The 21421-nt window shown below is 67.7% G+C and carries 21 protein-coding genes; 11 read left to right on the forward strand and 10 right to left on the reverse strand.

Annotated features, from left to right (window positions below; all coding sequences use genetic code 11):
* The first annotated feature begins 168 nt into the window (after positions 1–168).
* From Voc01_RS24120 to Voc01_RS24145, 6 genes are all read left to right on the forward strand, one after another.
* Complete coding sequence (locus tag Voc01_RS24120) at positions 169–567, forward strand: hypothetical protein (protein WP_203929799.1); 399 nt, start codon at positions 169–171, stop codon at positions 565–567.
* Positions 564–1418 carry a hypothetical protein gene (locus Voc01_RS24125; protein ID WP_203929800.1) on the forward strand — a complete coding sequence of 285 codons (855 nt, stop codon included), beginning with the start codon at positions 564–566 and terminating at the stop codon, positions 1416–1418. The genes Voc01_RS24120 and Voc01_RS24125 overlap by 4 nt, the downstream gene beginning before the upstream one ends.
* Positions 1415–3520: an AAA family ATPase gene (locus Voc01_RS24130; protein ID WP_203929801.1), complete on the forward strand. Its 2106-nt coding sequence runs from the start codon at positions 1415–1417 to the stop codon at positions 3518–3520. The genes Voc01_RS24125 and Voc01_RS24130 overlap by 4 nt, the downstream gene beginning before the upstream one ends.
* A gap of 226 nt (positions 3521–3746) precedes the next feature.
* On the forward strand, positions 3747–3938 hold the full coding sequence (locus tag Voc01_RS24135) for a hypothetical protein (RefSeq protein ID WP_203929802.1): 192 nt from the start codon (positions 3747–3749) through the stop codon (positions 3936–3938).
* 23 nt (positions 3939–3961) lie between these two features.
* On the forward strand, positions 3962–4708 hold the full coding sequence (locus Voc01_RS24140; protein WP_203929803.1) for a hypothetical protein: 747 nt from the start codon (positions 3962–3964) through the stop codon (positions 4706–4708).
* 20 nt (positions 4709–4728) lie between these two features.
* Positions 4729–5361, forward strand: coding sequence for a hypothetical protein (locus tag Voc01_RS24145; protein ID WP_203929804.1), 633 nt, complete (start codon positions 4729–4731; stop codon positions 5359–5361).
* 321 nt (positions 5362–5682) lie between these two features.
* Here Voc01_RS24145 and Voc01_RS24150 read toward each other — a convergent pair whose 3' ends face one another.
* Entirely contained in the window at positions 5683–5934 is a 252-nt protein-coding gene (locus Voc01_RS24150; RefSeq protein ID WP_203929805.1) for a hypothetical protein, read from the reverse strand.
* Between the two features lie 175 nt (positions 5935–6109).
* Here Voc01_RS24150 and Voc01_RS24155 point away from each other — a divergent pair, with 175 nt between their 5' ends.
* Positions 6110–6310, forward strand: coding sequence for a hypothetical protein (locus Voc01_RS24155; protein WP_203929806.1), 201 nt, complete (start codon positions 6110–6112; stop codon positions 6308–6310).
* Positions 6307–6591, forward strand: coding sequence for a hypothetical protein (locus tag Voc01_RS24160; protein ID WP_203929807.1), 285 nt, complete (start codon positions 6307–6309; stop codon positions 6589–6591). The genes Voc01_RS24155 and Voc01_RS24160 overlap by 4 nt, the downstream gene beginning before the upstream one ends.
* A gap of 1864 nt (positions 6592–8455) precedes the next feature.
* Here Voc01_RS24160 and Voc01_RS24165 read toward each other — a convergent pair.
* From Voc01_RS24165 to Voc01_RS24175, 3 genes are all read right to left on the reverse strand, one after another.
* Complete coding sequence (locus tag Voc01_RS24165) at positions 8456–9331, reverse strand: hypothetical protein (protein WP_203929808.1); 876 nt, start codon at positions 9329–9331, stop codon at positions 8456–8458.
* A 506-nt stretch (positions 9332–9837) separates the two neighbouring features.
* Positions 9838–10317: a hypothetical protein gene (locus tag Voc01_RS24170; protein WP_203929809.1), complete on the reverse strand. Its 480-nt coding sequence runs from the start codon at positions 10315–10317 to the stop codon at positions 9838–9840.
* Positions 10318–10740: 423 nt separating this feature from the next.
* On the reverse strand, positions 10741–11301 hold the full coding sequence (locus Voc01_RS24175; protein WP_203929810.1) for a hypothetical protein: 561 nt from the start codon (positions 11299–11301) through the stop codon (positions 10741–10743).
* Positions 11302–11407: 106 nt separating this feature from the next.
* Here Voc01_RS24175 and Voc01_RS24185 point away from each other — a divergent pair.
* Positions 11408–12846 (forward strand): IS3 family transposase gene (locus Voc01_RS24185; RefSeq protein ID WP_373873863.1). Its coding sequence is split into 2 segments (ribosomal slippage): positions 11408–11753 and positions 11753–12846, totalling 1440 coding nucleotides; the frame shifts between segments, so codons are not numbered across the junction.
* A gap of 10 nt (positions 12847–12856) precedes the next feature.
* On the opposite strand, the gene Voc01_RS24190 is transcribed toward Voc01_RS24185, so the two are convergent.
* Both Voc01_RS24190 and Voc01_RS24195 read right to left on the reverse strand, forming a co-directional pair.
* Positions 12857–14635: an AAA family ATPase gene (locus Voc01_RS24190; protein ID WP_203929813.1), complete on the reverse strand. Its 1779-nt coding sequence runs from the start codon at positions 14633–14635 to the stop codon at positions 12857–12859.
* Positions 14636–14738: 103 nt separating this feature from the next.
* A complete protein-coding gene (locus Voc01_RS24195; RefSeq protein WP_307781591.1) occupies positions 14739–14891 on the reverse strand; it encodes a helix-turn-helix transcriptional regulator in 153 nt (50 codons plus the stop codon).
* Between the two features lie 312 nt (positions 14892–15203).
* Here Voc01_RS24195 and Voc01_RS24200 point away from each other — a divergent pair, with 312 nt between their 5' ends.
* Complete coding sequence (locus tag Voc01_RS24200; RefSeq protein WP_203929815.1) at positions 15204–15809, forward strand: helix-turn-helix domain-containing protein; 606 nt, start codon at positions 15204–15206, stop codon at positions 15807–15809.
* Complete coding sequence (locus tag Voc01_RS24205) at positions 15799–17010, forward strand: tyrosine-type recombinase/integrase (protein WP_203929816.1); 1212 nt, start codon at positions 15799–15801, stop codon at positions 17008–17010. Before Voc01_RS24200 ends, Voc01_RS24205 begins: the two co-directional genes overlap by 11 nt.
* 76 nt (positions 17011–17086) lie before the next feature.
* Here Voc01_RS24205 and gsmA read toward each other — a convergent pair whose 3' ends face one another.
* The 4 genes from gsmA to Voc01_RS24225 all read right to left on the reverse strand — a co-directional run bounded on the left by gsmA (position 17087) and on the right by Voc01_RS24225 (position 21265).
* A complete protein-coding gene (gsmA, locus tag Voc01_RS24210) occupies positions 17087–17944 on the reverse strand; it encodes a sporangiospore maturation cell wall hydrolase GsmA (RefSeq protein ID WP_203929817.1) in 858 nt (285 codons plus the stop codon).
* Positions 17945–18589: 645 nt separating this feature from the next.
* Complete coding sequence (locus Voc01_RS24215; protein WP_203929818.1) at positions 18590–19609, reverse strand: zinc metalloprotease; 1020 nt, start codon at positions 19607–19609, stop codon at positions 18590–18592.
* An 85-nt stretch (positions 19610–19694) separates the two neighbouring features.
* Positions 19695–20327, reverse strand: a complete 633-nt coding sequence (locus tag Voc01_RS24220) for a response regulator transcription factor (RefSeq protein ID WP_203929819.1) — start codon at positions 20325–20327, stop codon at positions 19695–19697.
* Between the two features lie 41 nt (positions 20328–20368).
* Complete coding sequence (locus tag Voc01_RS24225; RefSeq protein WP_203929820.1) at positions 20369–21265, reverse strand: peptidoglycan DD-metalloendopeptidase family protein; 897 nt, start codon at positions 21263–21265, stop codon at positions 20369–20371.
* Positions 21266–21421: the final 156 nt, after the last annotated feature.

The raw sequence follows: 21421 nt of genomic DNA on the forward strand, positions 1-21421 counted from the left end.
ATCGGCCTCCCTCTGGCCTCACCTTGGGCCGAATCTGGGCCGCATGATCTTGCGGCGAGGCCCGCCGCTGTTCCTGTGCATCTCTGGCCGCCCTCAAGACAAAGGCGGCCCCGGCGCGGTGATCGAAGCACCGACCGGGGCCTTGATCGGAAACGGAGCTTCCGACCCGTGAGCATCTTCCTACTCGCGCGCCTAGCGCGGGCTATCCGGGGCGTCATGTCGCCCGAAACACCGACCGTGACCCGATGGGGCCTCGACGGCATCGACCTGGCGGGAGTGCCCGCCTCGACCCTCATGGGTCGCCCCACCCCTGGCGCCGAAATTGTCGAGGTGTTCGGCCCGCTACCTGACTGGTTCCTCCTGCGCCGAGGTGACGAACTGCTGGCCGAGGCCCGCCGCATCAAGGCCGAGGCGGCGCGGTTCGCTGAGGCTCGGCGTAGTGGTGTCACACCAGAATCGTGCGACACGCGCGACACCTGCGACACGTATGTCAGATCTGCAGGTCAGCGTATGTCCGCGGTGTCGCGGCCAGCGTGCGACACCGTGCGACAGGCGGTGGCCCGATGAAGCGCACGGGTGAGCCCCGCCTTGCGGGCCTGGCGTCCTGGCTGGTCCTCGGCGCATCGTTCGGCCTGTCGGCGGCAACGTGGGTAGCGCTCGGGCGGCTGGCGGGGTTTGAGGGCGAGGCCGAGGTGTTCGGCGCCGCCCTGGCCCTCGCGTGGCTCATGCCCGTTGCGGTTGACGGCTATGTCGTGGTGGCCCTGCTGCTGTGGATGGCGCCCGTACCGCCTGCGGTGGCGCGGTTCGCTCGGGCCAACACGTACGCGGCGGCCTCTATCGGGGTGGTGGCACAGTCCGCGTATCACGCGCTGGTGGTGTTCGCGGCCACGGGCTCGGCCTGGCGGTGCGTCATGGCCGCCGTGGTGGGCGCACTTCCGCCCGCCGTGGCGGCGCTGGCGGTCCACATGCGGGCGCTGCTGGTGCGCGAGTCCTCGACCGCTGCGGCCCCTGCCGAGGTGGCGCCTGCGGCCCCCTCGGTGTCGATCACACTTCCGCCTGTCGAGGTGGTGTCTGCGCAGGTAGAGGTACCTGCGCCGCCTGCCGAGGTTCCGCCCTCACCGCCAGCGGTGATCAAGGAACCGGTCGGGGAAGTAAAGCGCGTCGAGGCGCCCGAGGTGGCCCCGGTCGAGGTGCCCACCGAGGCGGCCAAGGTGCCTGCCAAGGCCACGCCGCGCAAGGCCGCCAAGGCGCCGCCTGCGGCCCCTCGGCGCCCGTTTGCGGTGACGCAGCGGGCGGCGGCTGCCTTGGCTGCTGATGGTATGGCGGCCCCTGATATCGCGGTGGCGCTCGGGATTTCGGTGCGTCAGGCGCGGGCGGCCCTCAAGCCCGTTCCGTTGACCGGTGGCGGTGCCGCATGACCGCCGTTGCTGACTGGACGCCCCCGCCCGAGGTCGACGCCCATGACCCGATGATCCGTGAGGTTGAGCTCGGCCAGGCCGTGACGGTCGACGCCGAACAGGTCGAGGTCGAGGCATACCGCCAGGGCGGGCCGATCGACGCCGATCGGTCCAAGGAACCGCGGTACGCGGTCATCACGGGCCTGGCCGAACAGGACCGCGCGCCGATCATCCCCGCGTGGATGCGCAACCGGTCGCAGCGCTGGCGGGTGCCACTGGCGACCGCAGGTTTCGCGCTGTACGTCCTGGCGTTCCATCTGCTGCGCCTGCCCAAGTACATGGTGTTGGGCGCGGCTTACGCCCCTCGCGGGGGCTGGCGCCTCGGCGCGGCCCTGCTGTCGTGGTTGTGGGTCACCGAGCAACTGCCGTTGCGCCTGCGGGCGGTTCAGCGCCTCGACACCGAGACGTGGATCAAGCTGCACAAAGAGGTGCACGGGTCGAGGAAGCGGCACGCCTGGATAGTCGCTGGCGGCCTGGTCGCCGTGGTCGTGGTGCTGGCCCTCGGATGGCGGGTCGGTGGCGCTGCGGCCCTTTGGCTGTCCGTGTTGGCGGCCTTGGCGGGCGCGGCGAGAGCGGGCGCACCCGTCGATCGGCCGCTCATCGATCGGGTCACCACGTCATCGAGGTTCACGCGGCTGACCGCTGAGGCGGTGCGGCTGGCGTTGGTGCAACTAGCTATCCCTGGCCTGCGTGAGCCTGCGGCGCTGACGTTCCCCCCGCCTGGCATCCACCGTGACGGCCCCGGCTGGCTGGCGCGGGTCAACCTCCCGGGCGGGGTCACTGCGGTCAAGGTGCTCGAACGTCGCGAGGAACTGTCCTCGGCGCTGCGCCTGCCGATGGATCAGATCTGGCCCGCGGTCGGGCCGGCGCACGCGGGACAGCTTGACCTGTGGGTGGGCAACAAGCCCGCCTCGCAGATGGGCAACCCGCGCTGGTCGGTCCTCAACGGCAAGCCGTTGAGTTTCTTTGAACCTGCGCCGTTCGCGTTCACCCCGCGCACCGACCCCGCTCAAACCGTTCTGTTCCAACGGAATTTCTTGCTCGGCGGTCAGCCAGGGTCGGGAAAGTCTTTCGCGGCAAGAGGTCTCGCAACCATCGCGCTACTCGACCCGCTGTGTGAGGTACAGGTGGCCGAGTTCAAAGGCGTTGGTGACTTCCTCGACCTCGAACCGCTGTGTTCGCGGTACGTGGTCGGCACCGATGACCAGGCGTTTGACGATGGCGCCGACATGGTGCGGTGGCTGTTCGGCGAGGTGGGCCGGCGGGGCGCGGTCATCAAGGCGATGCGTGAGCAGGGCCGGGCGCCCGAGGGCAAGGTCACGCCGGAACTGGCGGCAATCAAGGGCCTCGGGCTCCACCCGTTGGTCGTGGTTCTCGATGAGATCCACGAACTGTTGGCCGAGCGCCCCGAGGTGGCCGACATGCTGACCCGCATCATTAAGCGAGGCCGCGCCCTTGCGGTGGTGCTGGTGCTGGCGACACAGATTCCTGACGCCAAGACGATTCCCTCGGGGCTCACAAAGTCGGTGTCGTCGCGCTGGTGCTTCTCAGTGCTCGAACAGGTTGCCAATGACCAGATTCTCGGCACGGGGTCATACAAGCGGGGCCAGACGGGCACGGTGTACCGGCCCGTGGTCGATGCGGGATGGGGCTACGCCAAAGGCTTTACGGCCGAGGATGGCCCCGTGCGGTCGCCCTGGCTGACGCCCGAACAGTGGGCCGCCGTTACGGCGGTGGCCTCGGCCCTGCGCGGTGGCCGACGCGTAGGCGCCGACGATGGGCCGGTCGCTGGCGAGGTGTTCCGGCGTGACCTCATCGAGGACGCCTTGGCCGTCGTGGGCCAAGCCAACGGGTCACACTGGCTCGGCCTGGTCGAGGGCCTGGCCGCCCTCGACGCCGAGTCATACGGCGACCTCGACCCCGAATCGGTCGGGGCGATGCTGCGGGCGCTCGGCGTCGAGACGGGCGATGTCAAGGTGTCCGGCGTGACCCGCAAGGGCGTCAAGCGGCGGGCGCTTGAGGCCGCTCGGGAGCGCCGAGCGGTGACCGCCGGCGCACGGTAGCGGCGAGGGTAGCGGCAGCGGCCGAGGTAGCGGATGGGCTACCTCGGCCGCTGCCGTCTGACCAGGGAAGCGGCCCGAGGTAGCGGGTAGCGGCAGCCACACCGAGGGCCTCGGAATCGACCTTGAGAGCCTCGCTGACGCCTTGGCGGGCCAGGCTGCTACCTCGGGTTCACCCGTTCGCATGACATCGCTGAAACCCGATACCCGAGCGTGTGAGGATCGCGCCATGAGCCAGCCCACGGAACCGAGTGCCGTCACGATTCGCCTCATAGCGGTCGAGGCCGCAGGCAGGCGCCTCGGCGCCACGCCGGAACCCAAGTCTGACCACAAGAACGCTCGGGCGTTTGCCGCTGAGGACATCATCGCGACGGCGTTGTCACTCGAAACATTTATCAAGACAGGGCGGGTCGAATATTAACCGCCTGGCGTAGAGTGCCGCGCGTGAAGTTGACCGACACGTGGCAATTCTGGATTGCCATGATCACTCTCGGCCTGGCGCTTATCGGGGCCGTCACTGGGGTTGTCAGCCTCAGAAGGCAGACCGTCATGGGTGAGCGCAGCGCCAGGGCCGCCGAGCGATCCGCCGATGAGGCCGCAGAGGCGAACAAGCACGGCATGCGGGCAGCAGACGAAGCAGAGAAGGCCACACACGCCTCTGTGCGGTCTGCGGACTCGGCCGATATCTCGGCCGGTGAGGCTCGGACCATCACACGCATCGAGGCAGGGCGTCGCCATGATGAGCTTGGTCCCTCGGTCAGCGTGCGTTTTATCTGGCGACCCTCCCAAGCCGGCGGGCAAATCTACGCACTAGTAAAAAATACGGGGCAGCGCGATTTGTTGGTGTTGCCGGTTCAAGAATGGGAGACCGGGGGCGAGACAACGCTTAGCGATACTGTCCTGTACGCAGGCCATGAGAAGAGAATCGCGTACGCCCAATTCAGGTTAGGGCAGCTAGGTCAACTAGCGTTCTCCCCCAGCCAGTGGGATGACCGCCTCAATGCGTTTGGCGCGCAAGACAACGTGATCCGCAACGAACTGGCCGCCGAGCTTGAGCGCGCGGGAACCAACGTCGGGTATCTCTCGCTGCGCTACAGGTCTCCCGATGATTGTCCTTGCAACACCAGCCCGCCGAGCGCGGACTATGGGCACTGGTCGACGCGCCACTACGTCACCGAACTCGATATCTAGCCGGGCGCTACAGTGCTGGCGTGGCGGACGGGTGGGACATCCTCGGCGCGGTCGGCGGGACGGTCGGTGTCATCGGTGGCGTGGTGTTCGGAATCGCCTCGTGGCGCCTTAGTTCCCGCAGCGCCGACGCCGCCGACCGGGCCGTGGTTGCCGCCGACAGGTCGGCCGCAGAGGCGCAGGCCATAACCCTGATCGAGGCGCGTCGGTATCACCGCGAGATCGCGCCCGACGGCATTAAGGTGGCGTTCCGCTGGCGGCCAGGGACGCCGCCGACCATCCACGCGCACATAACGAACAACAGCACGCGGGACGTAGACATCAGGGTTACTCATTACTCCGCCACGGGCGGGCATGAGGTCCCGACTACGCGCCCGCTGGCCGCTGGCACAACGGTTCTTGTTCCTCTGGGCTACCTCGGTCTGTCCGTCCCTGGCGAAGTAGAGGCCGATTGGGAGAACCAGTGGCAGAACTACCGGGACGCCCCCGCCGAGCGCGAGCGCCTCGATGCGGCGTTTCGGGGGTCGCCGCTAGACGGTGGCAAGGTAGTCATTGAGTACGCGATCGCCGAGCACTGCCCTTGCGACCTCGACCCGCCGAGCGGAGATTATGGCCATTGGAAGACTACGCACCGCATCAACGGGGTGACGTTCTAGTCGACTGTCATCTTGTCCGGCCGGTCGACAGGCTGCCATCCGGCGGGGGCAACGGCCGCGGTGGCTTGGGTGGACCCTCCGTCAAGGCGAGAATCGCGGCCGCGACCGCCATGAGCGCCTTAGCCGTCGCGGCCTGGGCGAGTACCGCACTGTCTTCGACGCTGGGGTTCGAGTTGTTCGTATTCCTAATGGCCTTACCGATAAGGCTCTCGGCCTCATCGATGCGGGAACGCGCTGATCGTGCGTGGCTCAACACGGGGCCTCCAATCATCCGGGATGACCACCCTGCCGGGCGTAGACCCAAGGTCACAAGAGCGCACGCTAATCAGGCTCGATGCCGCCGGCCCGCAGGATTGACCTGACGCGCTCCCGGGAGTAGCCGGTCACCTCGATGATCTCTTTCTGCGCCATGCCGGCGCGGGCCGCATCCACCATCGCGGCGTGTAGGTCCGTGCGGCACGCCTCGGCCTTCTCCCTGGCGGCCCTGATGCGGGCCTCGGCGGCGGCCTTGGCTGACTCGATGCCCTTTTCCGCCTCGCGGTAGGCGCGTGCGGCGGCGCGTAGATCAGCCATGCCGCCGATGGTTCCATTTGGGTAGCTTTGCCCAATCAGAGAGTAACAACTGGGCCTAGAGTGACTTGCCTGCTAGGCCCAACGGGAATAGCGTCGCTGGGCATAGACGAAGGCGGGCCGGGCGGTGCTGTGAACACCGTTGCACCGGCCCTAGCCCCTACAGGGAGGGGTTCCGATGAGTATGCAAGGGGAACTGACCGACGTGGCCGAGCGGGCGCTACGGGCCTTTGGGGGCGACGTGACGCGCCCGCAGGCCGCGCTATTGCTGACGATGTGGCGCTACGTCCGTGACCTCACGCCAGCCGACATGGCGGCAGTCCTCGGCCGGTTTCCCTCGGCCGATCGGGTCGAGGCGGCGCAGGGCGGGAACCGATGAGCGACCTTCTACCGCCCGGCCCTGAACTGTTCGCCGCGAACCAACGCGTGCTTGCCGAGCGCCTCGGTTGGCCGCTCGGGGCCGTCGAGGCTTGCCAGTCGATCGATGAGGAGTTTCCTGGCTGGTACACGCTCTATTGGCCCGTCCATCGCGGCAAACCGGCCGGCTACTACGCCTTCCATGACAACTCGAACTGGATGGAACCGCACCTCTACGGGGCTACGCCAGATGACTTACGCGAGGCCATCAGGACGCACCGTTGCCCAAGCCGCTGGACCTAACGCGTTACTCACCCTCAGCTCGGGGCCTGGCTTCCGCGTGACGCCAGGCCCTAGCGCTGTCAGGGCCATCGCAGTTGGAGTCACTCAATGTAACGTTACTACGGAGAGTGATGCGCTCTAATCGGTCATACGGACTCCGCGGCCAACCAGCCAATACTACAGAAAGTAACCACCAAGCGAGCGTCGAAGTAGAGGCACCATTGTCTGTCTGTACCCGCCAGTCACCAGCACAGTGAGCATGCGCTGTCAAGGGCTCTGACCTGCGAAAACGCAGTGTAGCGGGGAGTTGCGCGCGCTCGGGGGGAGAATTGGGCGAGGTCGGGGGTCACCCGCCCTCGCCTACCCTCAAAAAAATACGGACGGTGACGGCGGTCCGATGCTACATAGCGTGACACTCGTCGAATCGTCACTCACCGTCCCGTTCCCTGATTCGAATACAGAGGGTGACCCTCGGGCAGGAGGTCACCCTCTGTGTTGTCACTGAGGTTGGTACACCCCGTTCAATACGAGAACGTCTGTGCTCGCCCATGTGAACGGGACGGTAGGCGTAACGATTGAGCCTGGCCCATTCGCTGTGCCGAGGATCAGTACGCCAGATTCGGTTCGCGTGGTGATTCCGTATGTGGCTCCACTGGAGGTATCGGTTGCGGTCCCGTATGCAACCAGATCAAGGAGACTGGTAGCTGACGGCGCGTTGGTGCCTGTCGGCACACCGATCCTCCATACGCCCGTTCCGAACGTGGTGGTCGATCCCATCACGATGCGAACAGTGAAATTGACCCCATCCGCCCCTGCCGACCGCCTGAATCGGCCGCTAATACTGCCATTGCCGATCGCTGGATTGCTTCCGCTAGCTGTCCAGGCTGGCGTAAATGAGGTCCATCCTGGCGCCGTTAAGGCGTCGATCTGGTCCAGGATGGCGTCTAGGTTTGTAGAGGTCACTTTGTGACCTGCGGGCATCGAGGGGCGAGCAGACCAAGCCATTATTCGCCCCCGCAAGCCTGCTGGAACAACATCACACCAAGGGCAACCTCAAGAGGAACATCCCCATTCGACTTGGCGGCCCACCTTACTGCGCGCGCCATTCCTTCGCGCGAAGGGCCGAGTTCGGCGAATTCGGCAAGAATCCGCTTGATTTCCTGCCTATCCATTCTTGCTGGCTTCCTTTGCCTCTCGACGGGCTACGCGGATCACTTTTTTCACGGCGCGTTCATTTGCGTCGTCGCTTCCTCCGTACTTGTGGCGTAGGCGCTCGATTCGGCGTCGCATTCTCGGGGTGATTCTCATTCGATTTGATCTCCATTACCGTGATGAACGGGCGGCCCTCGGTCCAGTCGTATCGGTACCGAGTCACGCGGAACCCTCGGCCCGCCTCGACGTGCCGCATGGCGGCCTCTAGGACGCCTGGCAGCCACCAAACAACGGGCCGCCCTGGTGTTGGCAGGGCGGCCCGTACGATGGCTTCACATTCGGCCTGACTGGTCACAGATTGGCGGTTACCGCGTCTCGACCGCGCGCCCGGTCAGCGTCGCTATGCCGCGCTGGCCCGCTGTGCGAGCAGATGCGTAGCCGGCGACCACGGCCTTGACAGTGATGAGCGGACGGCGGCCAGTGCGGTCGAGGTTCTCGCTGCTGGCCCGGAACCCTGAACCTGAACGCCGCAGCCGGTCTGCGACTGCCAGAACCCCTGGCGCCCAACGGATTTCAGCGTCACCGAGGTCGGTCCGCCACTGGCGTAGCAGGCGCTCACACGCGGCCCGATCGGCGGCGCTGTCCGCCCGAGCCCATGTCTGGCGCGCCTTGGCACCCGCGGCGGCCTGTCGCATCGCTGCAATTCGTTGTGCTGGCGTCATTCCAGCCATGGCTACGCCCCCCATCCTTCCTGGAACCGTGACGCAGTGCGAGGTGCGGGCGAGGGTGCCCGTGGCCCGCTATCCCCGCCCGCAGGCCCCCAACCGTCACCGATGATGGGCGCCACCTGGTCAGCGGTCGGCCTGCGGCGGCTGAGAGCGGGACCGTACTCCCTAGGCTCGGCCGGACCATCAGCCGGAACGTGTTCGTTGGCGGCTCGCGCATCCTCGACGCTAAGGGGCTCGGTATTGGGCGTCACCGAGTCAACGGGGCTCGCTGCGGTCGAGATGTAACGGATGTGCTTTTCCTCATCGGGCGTCAGGACGCCTCGGGCGGCAAGCGCCTTGGCTCGCTCTCCTCGGCTGGCCTGAATCAGGCGCGCACCCTCGACCAGGCCGAACAGGTCGACCCACTGACGTTCGCTGCGCAGGTACAGGCTTTGGTCACGGTGCGGGTCGCGGTGTGCGAACCGAACCGCCGAGCCGAAACCGTCATCCTCGAACCGCATCCCGTACACCGAAAGCTCGGTGTCAAGCTCGGCGGCCCGCCGTTCCTTCGGCGTCATCGCCTCGGCCTTGGCGCGGTTCTCGGCGGTGAGGCGCGCCCATTCGGCGGCCTGCTCTTTCGGGTCCATCGCGTGTCCCACGCGCACCGAGCGGGCCTCGGAAACGGTGGCATTCTGCGCCTCGTACATTTCGGATGTGGTGAGGAACAGCCAGGGATACGCCTTGACCAGGCGGTGATTAGCCGGAAGTGCCTTTCCTGGTTCCGGCGCCACCATGTGACCCGTTTGTGGGTCCTTTACAACTGCGGCGCCGCCCATTTCTCGCGGACGGACGAATACGTATTCATTGGGCGCAGCCTCAGACTGCTTGCGCTTAAGCGCCATGAGTTCTCCTTACTTGCAGATAGATATCGAGGTCATCCGAGTTGATAACCCACGCTCGGCCGACCTTTCGGCCAAGCCCTTTACCGCCGTGGCGTTCCGGTCTAGCGAGGCGGCGCATATGCCGCTCGGTCACGCCCGCGATTGTGGCGGCCTCGGAAATGGACAGACTTCTGTCCCTGTCTTTAAGTGTGACATTCGCTGAATCTGGCGGACCGTCCATAGGACCGCCAGCGGTCATTGACCGCTGTACGGGCGCCGTGTCGTAATGTCTTCCCGCTCGGCGCAATGCCTCAATGGCGCTATCGACCTCGGCCCTTAACTCAACCGGGAGATACCGCAGCGTCCTGGCCGCGTGATTGTCGGCTAGGCGGGCAAGGAACCATGCGGCCCCGCCGTTGATAACCGCCGCCTCGATGTAGCCGGCGCTCATTTGGCCCCTGCCTCAAACGGGTAGGGGACGGTCCCCGCGACCGTCCCCATTCCGTCAGCGGGCCTCTGAGGGGCGCTCACGCACCATTCCGGCGTGAGGCGCGGGCGGCGGCCCGCCGCTCGGCCCGGTTACCGGGCCAGGGCGAGGCACCAATCAGCGCCATCGGAGGTCGGCCGTCAGCACAGTCCCGGCACAGGCCCACAATGAAGATCACGAAATCAACCACGCCGCGATACCAGGCACCCGACCTCGGCTCGGCATTCCCGCAGAGGTCGCACCGAGGCGCCATGCCCTCGAAATCGAGGCCGTTGGCGCACGGCTGGCAGAAGAGGTAACCCGGCTGGCGCGCCAGGACGTACAGCGGGCGCGGCATCTGGGTGACGTGGCCGCAGTCGCGGCCCTGGTGGCTGCGGATGGCGGCCTGGTGCCGTTCCCACAACGGGGCGACCAGCGTCCCGCTGAGGGCGGGGCCGACACAGCCGAGGCGCTCGGACAGGCGCTCGGCGTGGTCAGCGGCGGCCTGGCGCTGATCCTCAAGCCAGGTGGGGTTATCCATGGGTGTTGCTCCGATTCCAAGTCATCTCAAGGGTTTCGAGCAAGTACGGGCATCGCGTGACCGACTGCGCAACGGGGTGGTTGTGACGGCCAGGCCAGCGGCATGCGCCAACATGGCCGCCGGCCCCAAGCTGCGCCGCCGAGGCGTGGCACCCGTCGCATGCCAACACCACGGCGCGGCCCTCGGCCACCTCGGGCCACTCGGCGGGCACCGCGCACGGCTGTTCCGGCACAGCGGCGGCCAGGTCGGCATCATTGACCTCGGCTCCGGACCAGTCCGCGCGCCAGACGTGGCCGAGGCTGCACCGATACCACGCCCTCACCGAGCGGTGCCCGTGACGCCGGACCAGCGCCACGGGCCGACACAACGGGCTGTCGTCGCACCGCCAACACGGGTCGGTCAGCCGGGTGCGGGTCGGGGCGTTCATGCGGCCCCCTTGACCTCAAGCGGCTCACCAGAGACCAGCCAGCGCCCCCGGGGCGGCCCACCGTCGCTCGGTTCCTCTGCGGTCTCCGAAGGGAGCGAAGAGCGCGAAGGGAGCGAAGAGCGCAGTTCCTTGGGAAGCGCGCTCTTCGTGCGCTCTTCGGGTCGGTTGTGGGGCGGGCCGCCGAAGGGAGCGCCGAAGGGAGCGCGTTCTAGGGAACTGCTCTCTTCGCGCTCTTCGCTCCCTTCGCGCTCTTCGGCGGCCACCTTGAGAACCCACATCCACCCGCTGTCCATCGCGCCTTTGCGGGACGTGACGCCCGCCTTTTTCTTGGCCCGCTTGAGGGTGTCCTGGCTGAACCCGTTCTTGGCGCCAGCTCGGAACACGTCAACGGCCTCGGCCTCACCACCGTTGTCGGCTAGGTAGGACGCCAGCCAGGCCGCCGCATCACGGCGTTCGGCGCGGTCATCCTCATCGAGGCTCGATCGGGCGTCGCGCAACACGTCTTGAACGGTGCGGTCAGACTCTCCAAGGAACTGGAACAGCCCCGTGAACGTCACACCTCGCCGCGTCGGCACCTCGGCGGACCCTCCGTGCCAAGATCAGGTGAGGCAGGATCTGATCCTGAAACGTTGACGCGAGGGCGAGCGAGGAGTCACCTTCCAGATGAGTTCGAGCGAGCAGGTGCCTGATCCGGAGGTGCCGGCGAAGGCGCGGTCGCGGACGTACTCGGCGGCGTACAAGGCGCGGATTCTGAGCGAGTACGAGTCGTTGGACAAGGCGGGCAAGGGTGCTCTGCTGCGCCGGGAGGGCCTGTACACGTCGTTGATCTCGGCGTGGCGGATCCAACGCGATCAGGGCGTGAAGGAGGCCCTGGCCCGGCCGGCGGGTCGGCCGCCGGCGGATGCGCGGGATCGGGAAAACGCCCGGCTCCGTAAGGAGAACGAACGCTTGCAGGCCGAGCTGTCCAAGGCCCGCAAGGTGATCGAGGTGCAGGGAAAGCTCTCCGCGCTGTTGGGTCAGCTCGCGACCGACAGCCCGAACTCCGGGAGCGAGCCCACGCCATGATCCAGGCTGCGATCGATGACGCGATCGCCGAACTGGAGCCGCTGGTCGGGGTTCGGCAGGCGTGCCGGGCGACCGGACGGCCGCAGGCCAACCATTACCGCCGGCACCGGCAGTCCCCGCCGCCACCGCGGCCGGTGCGCCCGCGTCGGCCGCAGCCTCGGGCGCTGAGCCAGGCGGAGCGAGATACGGTGCGCTCGCTGCTCAACAGCGAGGATTTCGTGGACAAGGCGCCAGCCACCGTCTACCACGAGTTGCTCGACGAGGGCACCTACGTGGCCTCGGTGTCGACCATGTATCGCATCCTGCGTGCGCACGGGGAGGTCAAGGAGCGCCGCCGCCAGGCGGTGCATCCGCCGCGGGTCAAGCCGGAACTTGTTGCCACGCAACCAAACCAGTGCTGGAGTTGGGACATCACCAAGCTGCACGGCCCAGCCAAGTGGTCCTACTTCTACCTCTATGTGATCATCGATATCTACAGCCGATACGTGGTCGGCTGGCTGATCGCCGAGCGCGAGTCCGCCGCCCTGGCTGAGAAACTGCTCGCCGACAGCATCGTCAAGCAGCACATCGACCGGGACAGGTTGACCATCCACGCCGACAACGGCTCGTCGATGGCCTCCAAGCCGGTGGCTTTCCTCCTCGCCGATCTCGGCGTGACCAAGACCCACTCCCGGCCGCACACCAGTAACGACAACCCGTACTCCGAGTCACACTTCCGCACGCTGAAGTACCGGCCCGACTTCCCCGAGACCTTCGGTTCCCTGGTCGACGCCCGGGCCTTCTGTCAACGGTTCTTCCGCTGGTACAACACCGAACATCGACACTCCGGCATCGCCTGGCACACCCCGCACAACGTCCACTATGGACAGTCGGCAGTCGTGCACGAGATCCGTGCCGACGTCCTCGCCGCGGCCTACACCCGCAACCCGGAACGGTTCGTGCGCAAGCACCCCGAGCCAGCCACCCTGCCCGACGCCGTGTGGATCAACAAACCGCCCGACCAGGACGAGCAGCAGGCTCACTCAAAGATCCCCTGACAAACCTGCCTCAAAGATCTTGACATGCGGCGGACTCGATGGTGTACCGCAGCGAGGGCAGTTCCTCGCGACCAAGGCTGTTCTTGACCTGCGTCATGACGCGTCCGCCCGACTCGTCGGCCTCATCTTTGGCGAACCCGAAAATCGTGCGCGGGACGTTCTTGAACGCGCCCGATCCGGTGATCAGTGAGGCCGCGTCGGTGCCGCCCCCCTTGCTGAAATGGGCGATGCCGAGGATGACGCACGCGGTTCGATCAGCCAGTTTCGCCAACGGGTCGAGGGCGGTTCTCACGTCCCGCTCTCGGTGCGTGTCGACCCGATCCGAGATCACCGACATCAGCGGGTCGATGACCACCAGAACCACGCCCGCGTCTCGGATGGCGGCCTCAAGGATGGCGTTGTCGACGGGCAGGCTAAGTGTGACTTCCTCGCCCTCATCGACCACGACATCGAATCGGCCGACCCTCGACAGATCGGCGCCCGCCGCGATGAGGCGAGGAACCAGGGTGTGTTTCCATGAGTCCTCAATCGCCACGTACAGAACGGGTCGGGGCTGCCCGTAGAACGCCCCGGGCAGTGTGCCGGTGGTGATCCTGGCGGCCATCCAGATTCCGAACGAGGATTTTCCGGTCCCCTCCCGGCCCGCCGCAGTGCTGAGAGAACCAGCCGGCAGGCGTCCGTGGCCCGCGTCCTCCCACGCCCATACAACCGGCTCTGGCTCGATCTCAGATGCCCACGTGATCCGGTAGCTGCGGTTGGACCGTCCCTCGCCCTCTGGTGCATTGGCGTTTGCGTGGCCGCTCGGCGTCGCCCTGGTCGAGGTGCTCGGCGTGCCGTAGCCCTCGGCGCCCAATGCCCGAGCGGCCGCCTGGTAGTCGCCACCGTGGTTCAGCGCGGCGTACGCCGCAAACTTGCTGTAAGAGCGATCGGCCTCGAAGTCACCGCTGCTGGTGGTGAACACGTACAGGAGATCCGACCCGCCATAGCCGACTGTGGCCGAGGTGCCCTCGCTCTTGCCGGGGCGCCGCCAGTGCTCGGCCCCGCCATGCGTCCCGACGTACGTCCACCCGTGCGGTTCCAGGATCTCGGCCCACTCGGTCCGCTCGGCGTAGTCGTCGCCAGGGCGGCCCGCTGAGGCGGTGCGCTGGCGCGGCGGTTCGGCCGGTTGGCGCGGCATCTCATCGAGAGTGCGAAACAGCCCGAGGAACGTTTCGCGTTCGTCGGGCGTCAGGGTGGCGATGGTTTCCGGCCCGCCGCTCGTGACCGCCCATGGCCCACCGCTCGGGTGCGTGTGCCCGCCCGAGGGCGCCACCACGACGAAACCGCCCTTGCCGCGCGTCTCGGCCAGCACCTTAATTCGATCGGCCGGATTGGCGGCTAGTTCGGCCTCGGTAGCGGGCCGGCGCGCCAGTTTGGCGTTACCCGGTACGGCCTCGCCCTCAAGGCGGTAGATGTAGTGCAGGCCGCCCGATGGCGTCCGCTCGGCATAGCCCGAGGTGACCCGTTCCCACAGCTTGCCGCAGCCCGTGGCGTCGGCCAAGGCGCCGAGGCGCTCAACCGCGCCAGCCTCGACCGCGCGGCCCTCAAGCTCAACCATTTCGAGGCCGCCTGACACTGCGCCGCAGATGAGGCCGAGGCCCTGGGCGCCGTTGCGGAACCAGGCGGCCACCTGTTCGCGGGTCGGCCGCCGCGCCTGGTAAGCCTTCCATTCGCCGAACGGGCGCTTACCCGGCTGCGTCGGCACCACGCAGGCGCCGATGTCGTGCCACGCCAGGGCCGCGGTGCTCACCTGGACAGGCGTTTGCCCTGGTCCTACACTGAAAGTGGTTGTATTTGTAGTACCGAGTCCGTCTCGTTGGCGCGAGGCGGACTCTCCTTTTTCGTCGGCCATGTCAGGCCGCCTCGGTGATCTGCGCAGTCAGCCAGCGCTCAACATCCGACCAGCGGTAGCGGACGTGGCGGCCCACCGTTGCCCACGCTGGCCCCCGGCGCCGGTAGCGCCAGTCGACCAAGGTCGACACCGAAACGCCGAGAAACTCGGCCACCTCGGCGGGGGATGCAAGTGGGCGCACGGCGCCCGATGTCGTTCGGCCCATGGCCGTTCCCTCCGAATTCGTCGGACCGTAGCCCGAGAGTCGTTGTTTTTGTGGACATGCAGAACAGCCCGGTTGGCTAGCGATGGCTGATTGCCAGCGGTGCCAACGGGTCTGGTGCTGTTCTTGCTGCCGATCTTGAGTTTGCGGAACGTCCGACTACTTTCGCAAGCGTCGGGCGAAATCTGTCACGTTCGGATGTGACAGGAACACTTCGTATGACATCGGTGATCCATCTTGCATTACGGATGATAGACACGCAAGATGGAGACCGTGACCGAGGATCGAACAGCCAAGAACCCTCTCGGGCCGACCGGGCGTCGGGCCGCGGAGAGGGTTCGGATGCTGCGTGAGCAGCAAAAACTGCAATTCAAGGAGCTATCTGAACGGCTGGCTGCGCTCGGGCGACCAATCGCAGCGCTCGGCCTCTCGCGCATCGAGAAAGGTGAGCGCAGGATTGACGCCGATGACCTGGTGGCGCTGGCGCTAGCCTTTGGCGTCACACCGCTGGCGCTGTTGCTGCCCAATATCAGCCCTACGGGCATCACATGGCGTCCCGACTCTGTCGACCTCACTTCGGAGCGGGCCATGACCTTCCCCGAGGCGTGGCGGTGGGCAACGGGCGTTCAGCCACCAGACGCCATCAGCCTCAGTGAGTCGCTGCGGTGGGCGGAGTACCTGAGTCCGCTGGCCGATGCCGCCAAGTCGGGCGTGCTGGCGGGCATCCCTGCTGGGAAGATCCGCGCACTTGTCGGCCAGGCCATCGAGGAAGCTTTGGCGCAGCGCGATGAGGAAATGTGGTCCGAGGGCGAGGTTCCAGACTCGCAATTCGACCTTGAAGCGGAGAGGCGGCGCGACGATGGCCGTTGATGACCGCTGGTATCTCAGCAAAAAGGACGCTGACGGCAGGCGTGTCCCGAGCGCGCGTCACGGCCGAGGGAAGCGCTGGCGCGTGCGGTATCTCGATGACGCTGGCGTGCCCCGCGAGCGCATGTTCGAGCGCAAGCCAGACGCCGAACTGTTTGACGCCAACGTGCGCGCCGATGTCAGCCGAGGCCAATACATCGACAACCGGGCGGGCAAGGTCACGGTTGCCGAGTACGGGACACAGTGGCGGGCAAACCAGATCCACGCCGATACCACTGTGGTCAAGGTTGAGCTTGCGTTCCGTCTGCACATTGAGCCGAGGCTCGGCCACATGTCGATGGCGGCGGTGCGTACCAGCCACATTCAGGCGTGGCTCAAGGATCGGGCCGAGGTGCTGGCGGCCACCACGCTGCAAGTGGTGTTCTCCTACGTCCGATCGATGTTCGCCACGGCGGTACTTGACCGGATCATCGGCACCTCGCCATGTGCGGGCGTGTCCCCGCCCGCGATTGAACGTCGGGATTACTACATCCCCACCCCCGGCCAGGTTCACGCCCTGGCCGAGGCGATAGACGGCCGGTACTCGGCGGCCGTCTATGTCGCAGCGGGGTGCGGCCTGCGCCTCGGGGAGGTGCTCGGCCTTGAGGTGGGAAACATCGACTTTCTACGCCGTGAGATCCACGTCAGACACCAACTCAAGGTGGTCAAGGGGCGCAAGCCTTACCTCGGGCCTCTCAAGACCAAGAACAGTTACCGGTCGGTGGAGCTACCCGACGAGTTGGGCCTGGCGCTGGCGGCGCACATCAAGGCCGAGCACCCCAAGGCGTTCGAGGTGGATGACCTCACCAACCCCCGCAAGCCCTTGCGGCGCGAGGCGAACATTATGTTTCCCTCGGTCAGCGGTGACGGCCTGATCCAGCTTGGCGCATCCTGGTCGCGGCTCTGGACCCCCGCCCGCAAGGCGGCGGGCCTACCCGAGAGATGGGGGATGCATGGGCTACGGCACTACTACGCAACGCTCTTGATCCATGCGGGTGCAAGCGTCAAGACTGTGCAGATGGCGCTTGGGCACAGTAACCCCACCATCACCCTCAACACCTACGTCGGGGAGTGGCCCGAGGCGCTCGACCGCACCCGCGCCTTGGTCAGCAAAGCGCTGTGGAATGCCGATGCGGCGGCCCGCTCGGTGGTGGGCCGAGCATGACCGCCGCATCGCTGGTTTGGGCCGCATCTGGGCCACGTGATCTTGACTGCTGTGTTTTGCCTGGTAAACGGGCCGCCTACGGCAGGTCGTACTGGTACAGGTTGTACTTGACCATGATGGCGACGAGCTTGTCGGTGTACAGCAGGTCCGTCGCGTAGCCGGCCTTGTGGATCTCGGCGGCGAACTGGTTCGGGAACTTCGAGTAGGTGAAGGCCGGCGCGTAGCGGGACAGCGTCGCCAGCTGCTTGCCGTGGTCGCGGAACGAGTCGGTGGGCGACTTGTAGACCCGGAACGTGGCCGTCGTCGTGAAGCAGGTCTGGGTGACCTTGTCGCACTCCTGGGTCACGTACTCGTGGCAGCTGACCGCGATCGCGCCCGGGTTGCCGAAGCACTTCATGCCGAAGTAGTTCAGGTCGTTCATCGACAGCTTGCTCTTGCCCCAGCCCGACTCGAGGATCGCCTGCGCCAGCGTCACCGACGCGGGCACGTTGAACTCGCGCTGGCTGGCCTGTGCCGGTCCGGCGGCCGCCGCGAGGAACGCCGCGTTGCTCACCGTGGTGAGCGGGCCCGTCGGCGCGGCCGGAGACGGCGCCACCGGCGTTGTGGGCGGGCAGGCCGGGATCTTCATCGTCGTATCGACGTGCGCGTGCGACAGGTACTTGCCGTTGGTCAGCCGGTCCCACTGCGTGGTCTTGCGCACGCTGCCGCGCACGTACTGGCCGTTGACCTTGCACGAGATCGACACCCGGGCACCGTCGCGCACGGAGCCGGCCCGCTCCGACCACTCGCTGGCCGCGGACCGGAGCACGGCGTCCCCGGCGATCGTGGCGGTGACGTCGGCGCTGGCCGCGCCGGCGCTGAACGTCAGGACGGCGCCGGATGCGCAGACAGCCAGGAGCGGGCCGAGCAAAAGGCGGCGGGCGGAACGGAACATCGCGGGCCTCCGGTGGGGGAACGTGGTGTGTTCCCACCGTCGGCGTCACGGGTAGCCCGCTCCGGACCCGTTCCGGTGCTTGATGGTTGCCGGGCTTCCGAGGGTTGCGACCCGGTTTCCGGGGCCGGCTCGGGCGCTCCGAAGGCACGTCGTCGGCCGGGTGCAGGGCGGTACCCGCGGAGATCTTGGACGTCTGTACATCGATTCCGATGCAGGAGCGTCCAAGATCGCGGGGAGGTGCGGCCCGGGTGCCCGGGCAGCGGGACAGCGGCGGGCGGGGGAGGGGTGGGGAAGGCGGGAGCGGCGGGTAGCTGGGGCGGGGGAGTGGGGCGGGGCGAGTGGGGTCCTGCGGGGTGAGGCGGGTGGGGGTTCCGCGGGGTGAGGCGAGTGGGTCCCGCGGAGCAGGGAGGGTGGCGTGTGGGTAGCGGCGTGGGGGTGGCCGCTGCGCTGGATGGCGCGTTGAGCGGACCGCCCGGGGCACCGGCCGGCCGCGGACCGGGCGCGAACCAGCGGCCTACGTGGTGCTGTAATGCCCGCGCGGCCTGCGCCGCCGCCCGCGACCCGCGCGCGGCCTACGCCGCCGCCCGCGACCCGCCCGCGACCCGCGCGGCCTACGCAGCGTCCACCACGTAATCCGCGCGCGGGTTACGTGGTGCCGTACTGGCCGCGGAGCGTTTCGTAGTCGCCGAGGCCCAGCGAACGGAAGCCGGCCGAACACGCCGGTAGGCCGTCGCTCATGGTCAGTTCGCCGTGTTCGGCGTAGGCGACGTGGCCCAGGCCGAACACGTGCCCGAACTCGTGGGTCAGCGTGCCCTGCAGGTCCCAGCTGCCCGAGCAGCCCGCCGCCGGGTCGAGGGTGAACATGCCCGGCGCGTCGCTGATCCGCACGTCCGACTCCACGGTGCGGCCGCGCGACCACCACAGGCACGTCAGCGCCAGCAGTCCGCCGTCGAGGCGGCCGAAGGCCACCACGTTGCGCTCGTCGCGGTCGCCGCAGGTGCCGTCGGCGTTGATGCCTGCGTCGCGGGTGGTCTCGCCGCTGTAGCGCTGCGACAGCGCCAGATCGCCCACGATGCCGCAACTGTTGTGGCCGCGGTCGACCGCGGTCGCGGCGTTGCGCACGGCGTCGCGCACCGGGCCGAAGGCGCCCAGGTAGCCGGGCATGCCGGCGGGGCGCATCATCCAGCGGTACGCGCCCTGCCACCGCATGCCGAGCCAGGCGCCGGCACCGTCGCCGCAGCGCACGGTCGTCGTGGCGGTGGTCGCCTCGGTGGGCGGAGGGGGCGAGACGCTGCCCATCCGAGCCACCGGCGGCCGCGGTTTCGGCGCCGGCGCCGTGTCGGACTGCCAGATCCGCGCGCGCACCGCACCGGAGAAGCGTTCGACGGTGAGCGTCGCCGGGTGCCCGGTCCGCGCGGACCCGGCGGCCGTCACCGACTCACCGTCCTTCAACGGGACCCGCACAGCGAGCGATCCGGCACCGACGACCGCACCGGCCAGGTCGCAGGCCCGGGCCGGGACCGGCGACGCCAGCGCCGACGCCGGAACCACCCCCGACACGGATGGACACGCGACGCCCGGCGCCACCGAAGGGGAGACGCCGACCAGAGCCGCGGCGGCCACGAGCGCGACCGCGGTGGGGAGCAGAAGCCCACGCCTGTTCATGATCTTTCATTGTGAGACGCGGGCGGCATCTTGTCCGGATTTCTCCACTTTTCGCGAAGCAACCTCAAGCAGCGGTGGAGTAACCTCAAGCAGCGGTGGAGTCCAGCAGTCCCTGGTTCACCGCGGCCATCAGCGCCTGCGACCGGTTCTTGACGCGCAGCTTCGTGTACAGCCGCGCCACGTACGTCTTCACCGTCGCCTCCGACACCGCGAGCCGCTCGGCGATGCCGGGAAGGCTGATGCCGTCACGCATCAGGCTCAGCACCTGGCGCTCGCGCTGGCTGAGCAGCCCGCTGCTGGCCCGCCGCCGGGCGAGCGCCGCGGCCAGTCCCACCGCGTTGAACGCGCGCGGCGCCTGCGCCGCGTGCCGCACCGCCGCGAGAACGGCGCCCGGCTGGGCGTCCTTGGCGACGAACGCCGACAGGCCCTCGTCGAGCGCGCGGCACATCGTGGCGTCGTCACCGGCCGAACTCAGCAGCACCAGCCCGATCGTCGGGTACCGGGCGCGCAGGCGACGGGCCAGGTCCCAGCCGTCGCCGTCGGGCAGCGTGGTGTCGAACACGACGACCGTGGGCAGGGTCTCGTCGACCACGGCCAGGGCGTCGGCGACGGATCCGGCCTCGCCGACGAGGTCGACGTCGGCGATGCCGGCGAGCAGACGCGTCAGGCCGAGCCGGAGGAGGGCGTGCTCGTCCACGACAACGAGGCGGATGTTCATCGGGGGACTCCTGGGGGGTGGGAGCAAAGCGACGGAGGGTTTCAGAGCGGTGCGCCTACGAACTGCATGAACGGCACGGGGTCGATGGCGTTGAGGCGGCTGGCCTTCTCGCCGAAGTGCACCTCGAAGTGCAGGTGCGGACCGGAGGAGTGGCCCGACGAGCCGACGAAACCGAGGACCTGCCCGGTCTCGACGACGTCGCCGACCTTCACCTCGGGCTCGCGGATCATGTGGCAGTAGCGGGTGACGAAGTGGTCGCGGTGCCGCACCTCGACGTACCAGCCGCAGCCGCGGGTGGTGGGTGAGCCGTCGACGTCACAGCTGGGGCCGGAGGTGTTGCAGCGCACGGTGACGACGGTTCCGGCGGAAGCCGCGACGATCGGGGTGTTGCGCGCGTGCGGCAGGTCGACGCCGTCGTGTTCCGGCCGGGCGACCGTGCGGAAGCCACCGATGACGGTCGGCGGTACCGGCAGTGTCCACTCTGGACGCGACCGTTCGTAGGTGGCGACCGGTCCGGTGAGCGATAACGGCGACGTCGCCGGTCCGATGCCGCGGTAGGCCGCGGCGGGGCCGGCCGGTACGACCGTCGGCGCACAGGAGGGGACGACGATGTCCCTGGGGCGCTTGATGAACGCGTCGGACACGTACCGGCCGTTGGTCAGCCGGTCCCACTTGTCGGTCGTCCGTACGCGTCCCTTGACGCGTGCGTCACCGCGGACCTGGCACACGACGGACACCTTCGCCTTGTTCTTCAAGGCATCCACCTGCGCCGAGTCGGCGGTGGCGGCGGCGCGGACCGCGAGGCGGCCCTTGACCACGACGCTGCCCGCGACCGAGCCGTTCGCGATGGCGGAGGTGGGTTCGCCGATCAGGGCCGCCGTCGCGCCCGCGAAGGCGACGACGAATACGCCGAAAGCAAGGCGGCAGCTATGTCCCATGAGACACCCTTCCGTCCGGCGACAAGCCCCGACCGGTCGGCCGGGCGCAGCCCGACGGGAAGTCGGGCACTTGTCGAGGTTCGCTGGCCGAGAGCGCTACAACGGTCCCCGCCGGATGCGAACGGGTTGCCGAGTACGCCCGGAATTTACCGTAAC

This window comes from Virgisporangium ochraceum (assembly GCF_016863655.1).
Lineage (GTDB): Bacteria > Actinomycetota > Actinomycetes > Mycobacteriales > Micromonosporaceae > Virgisporangium > Virgisporangium ochraceum.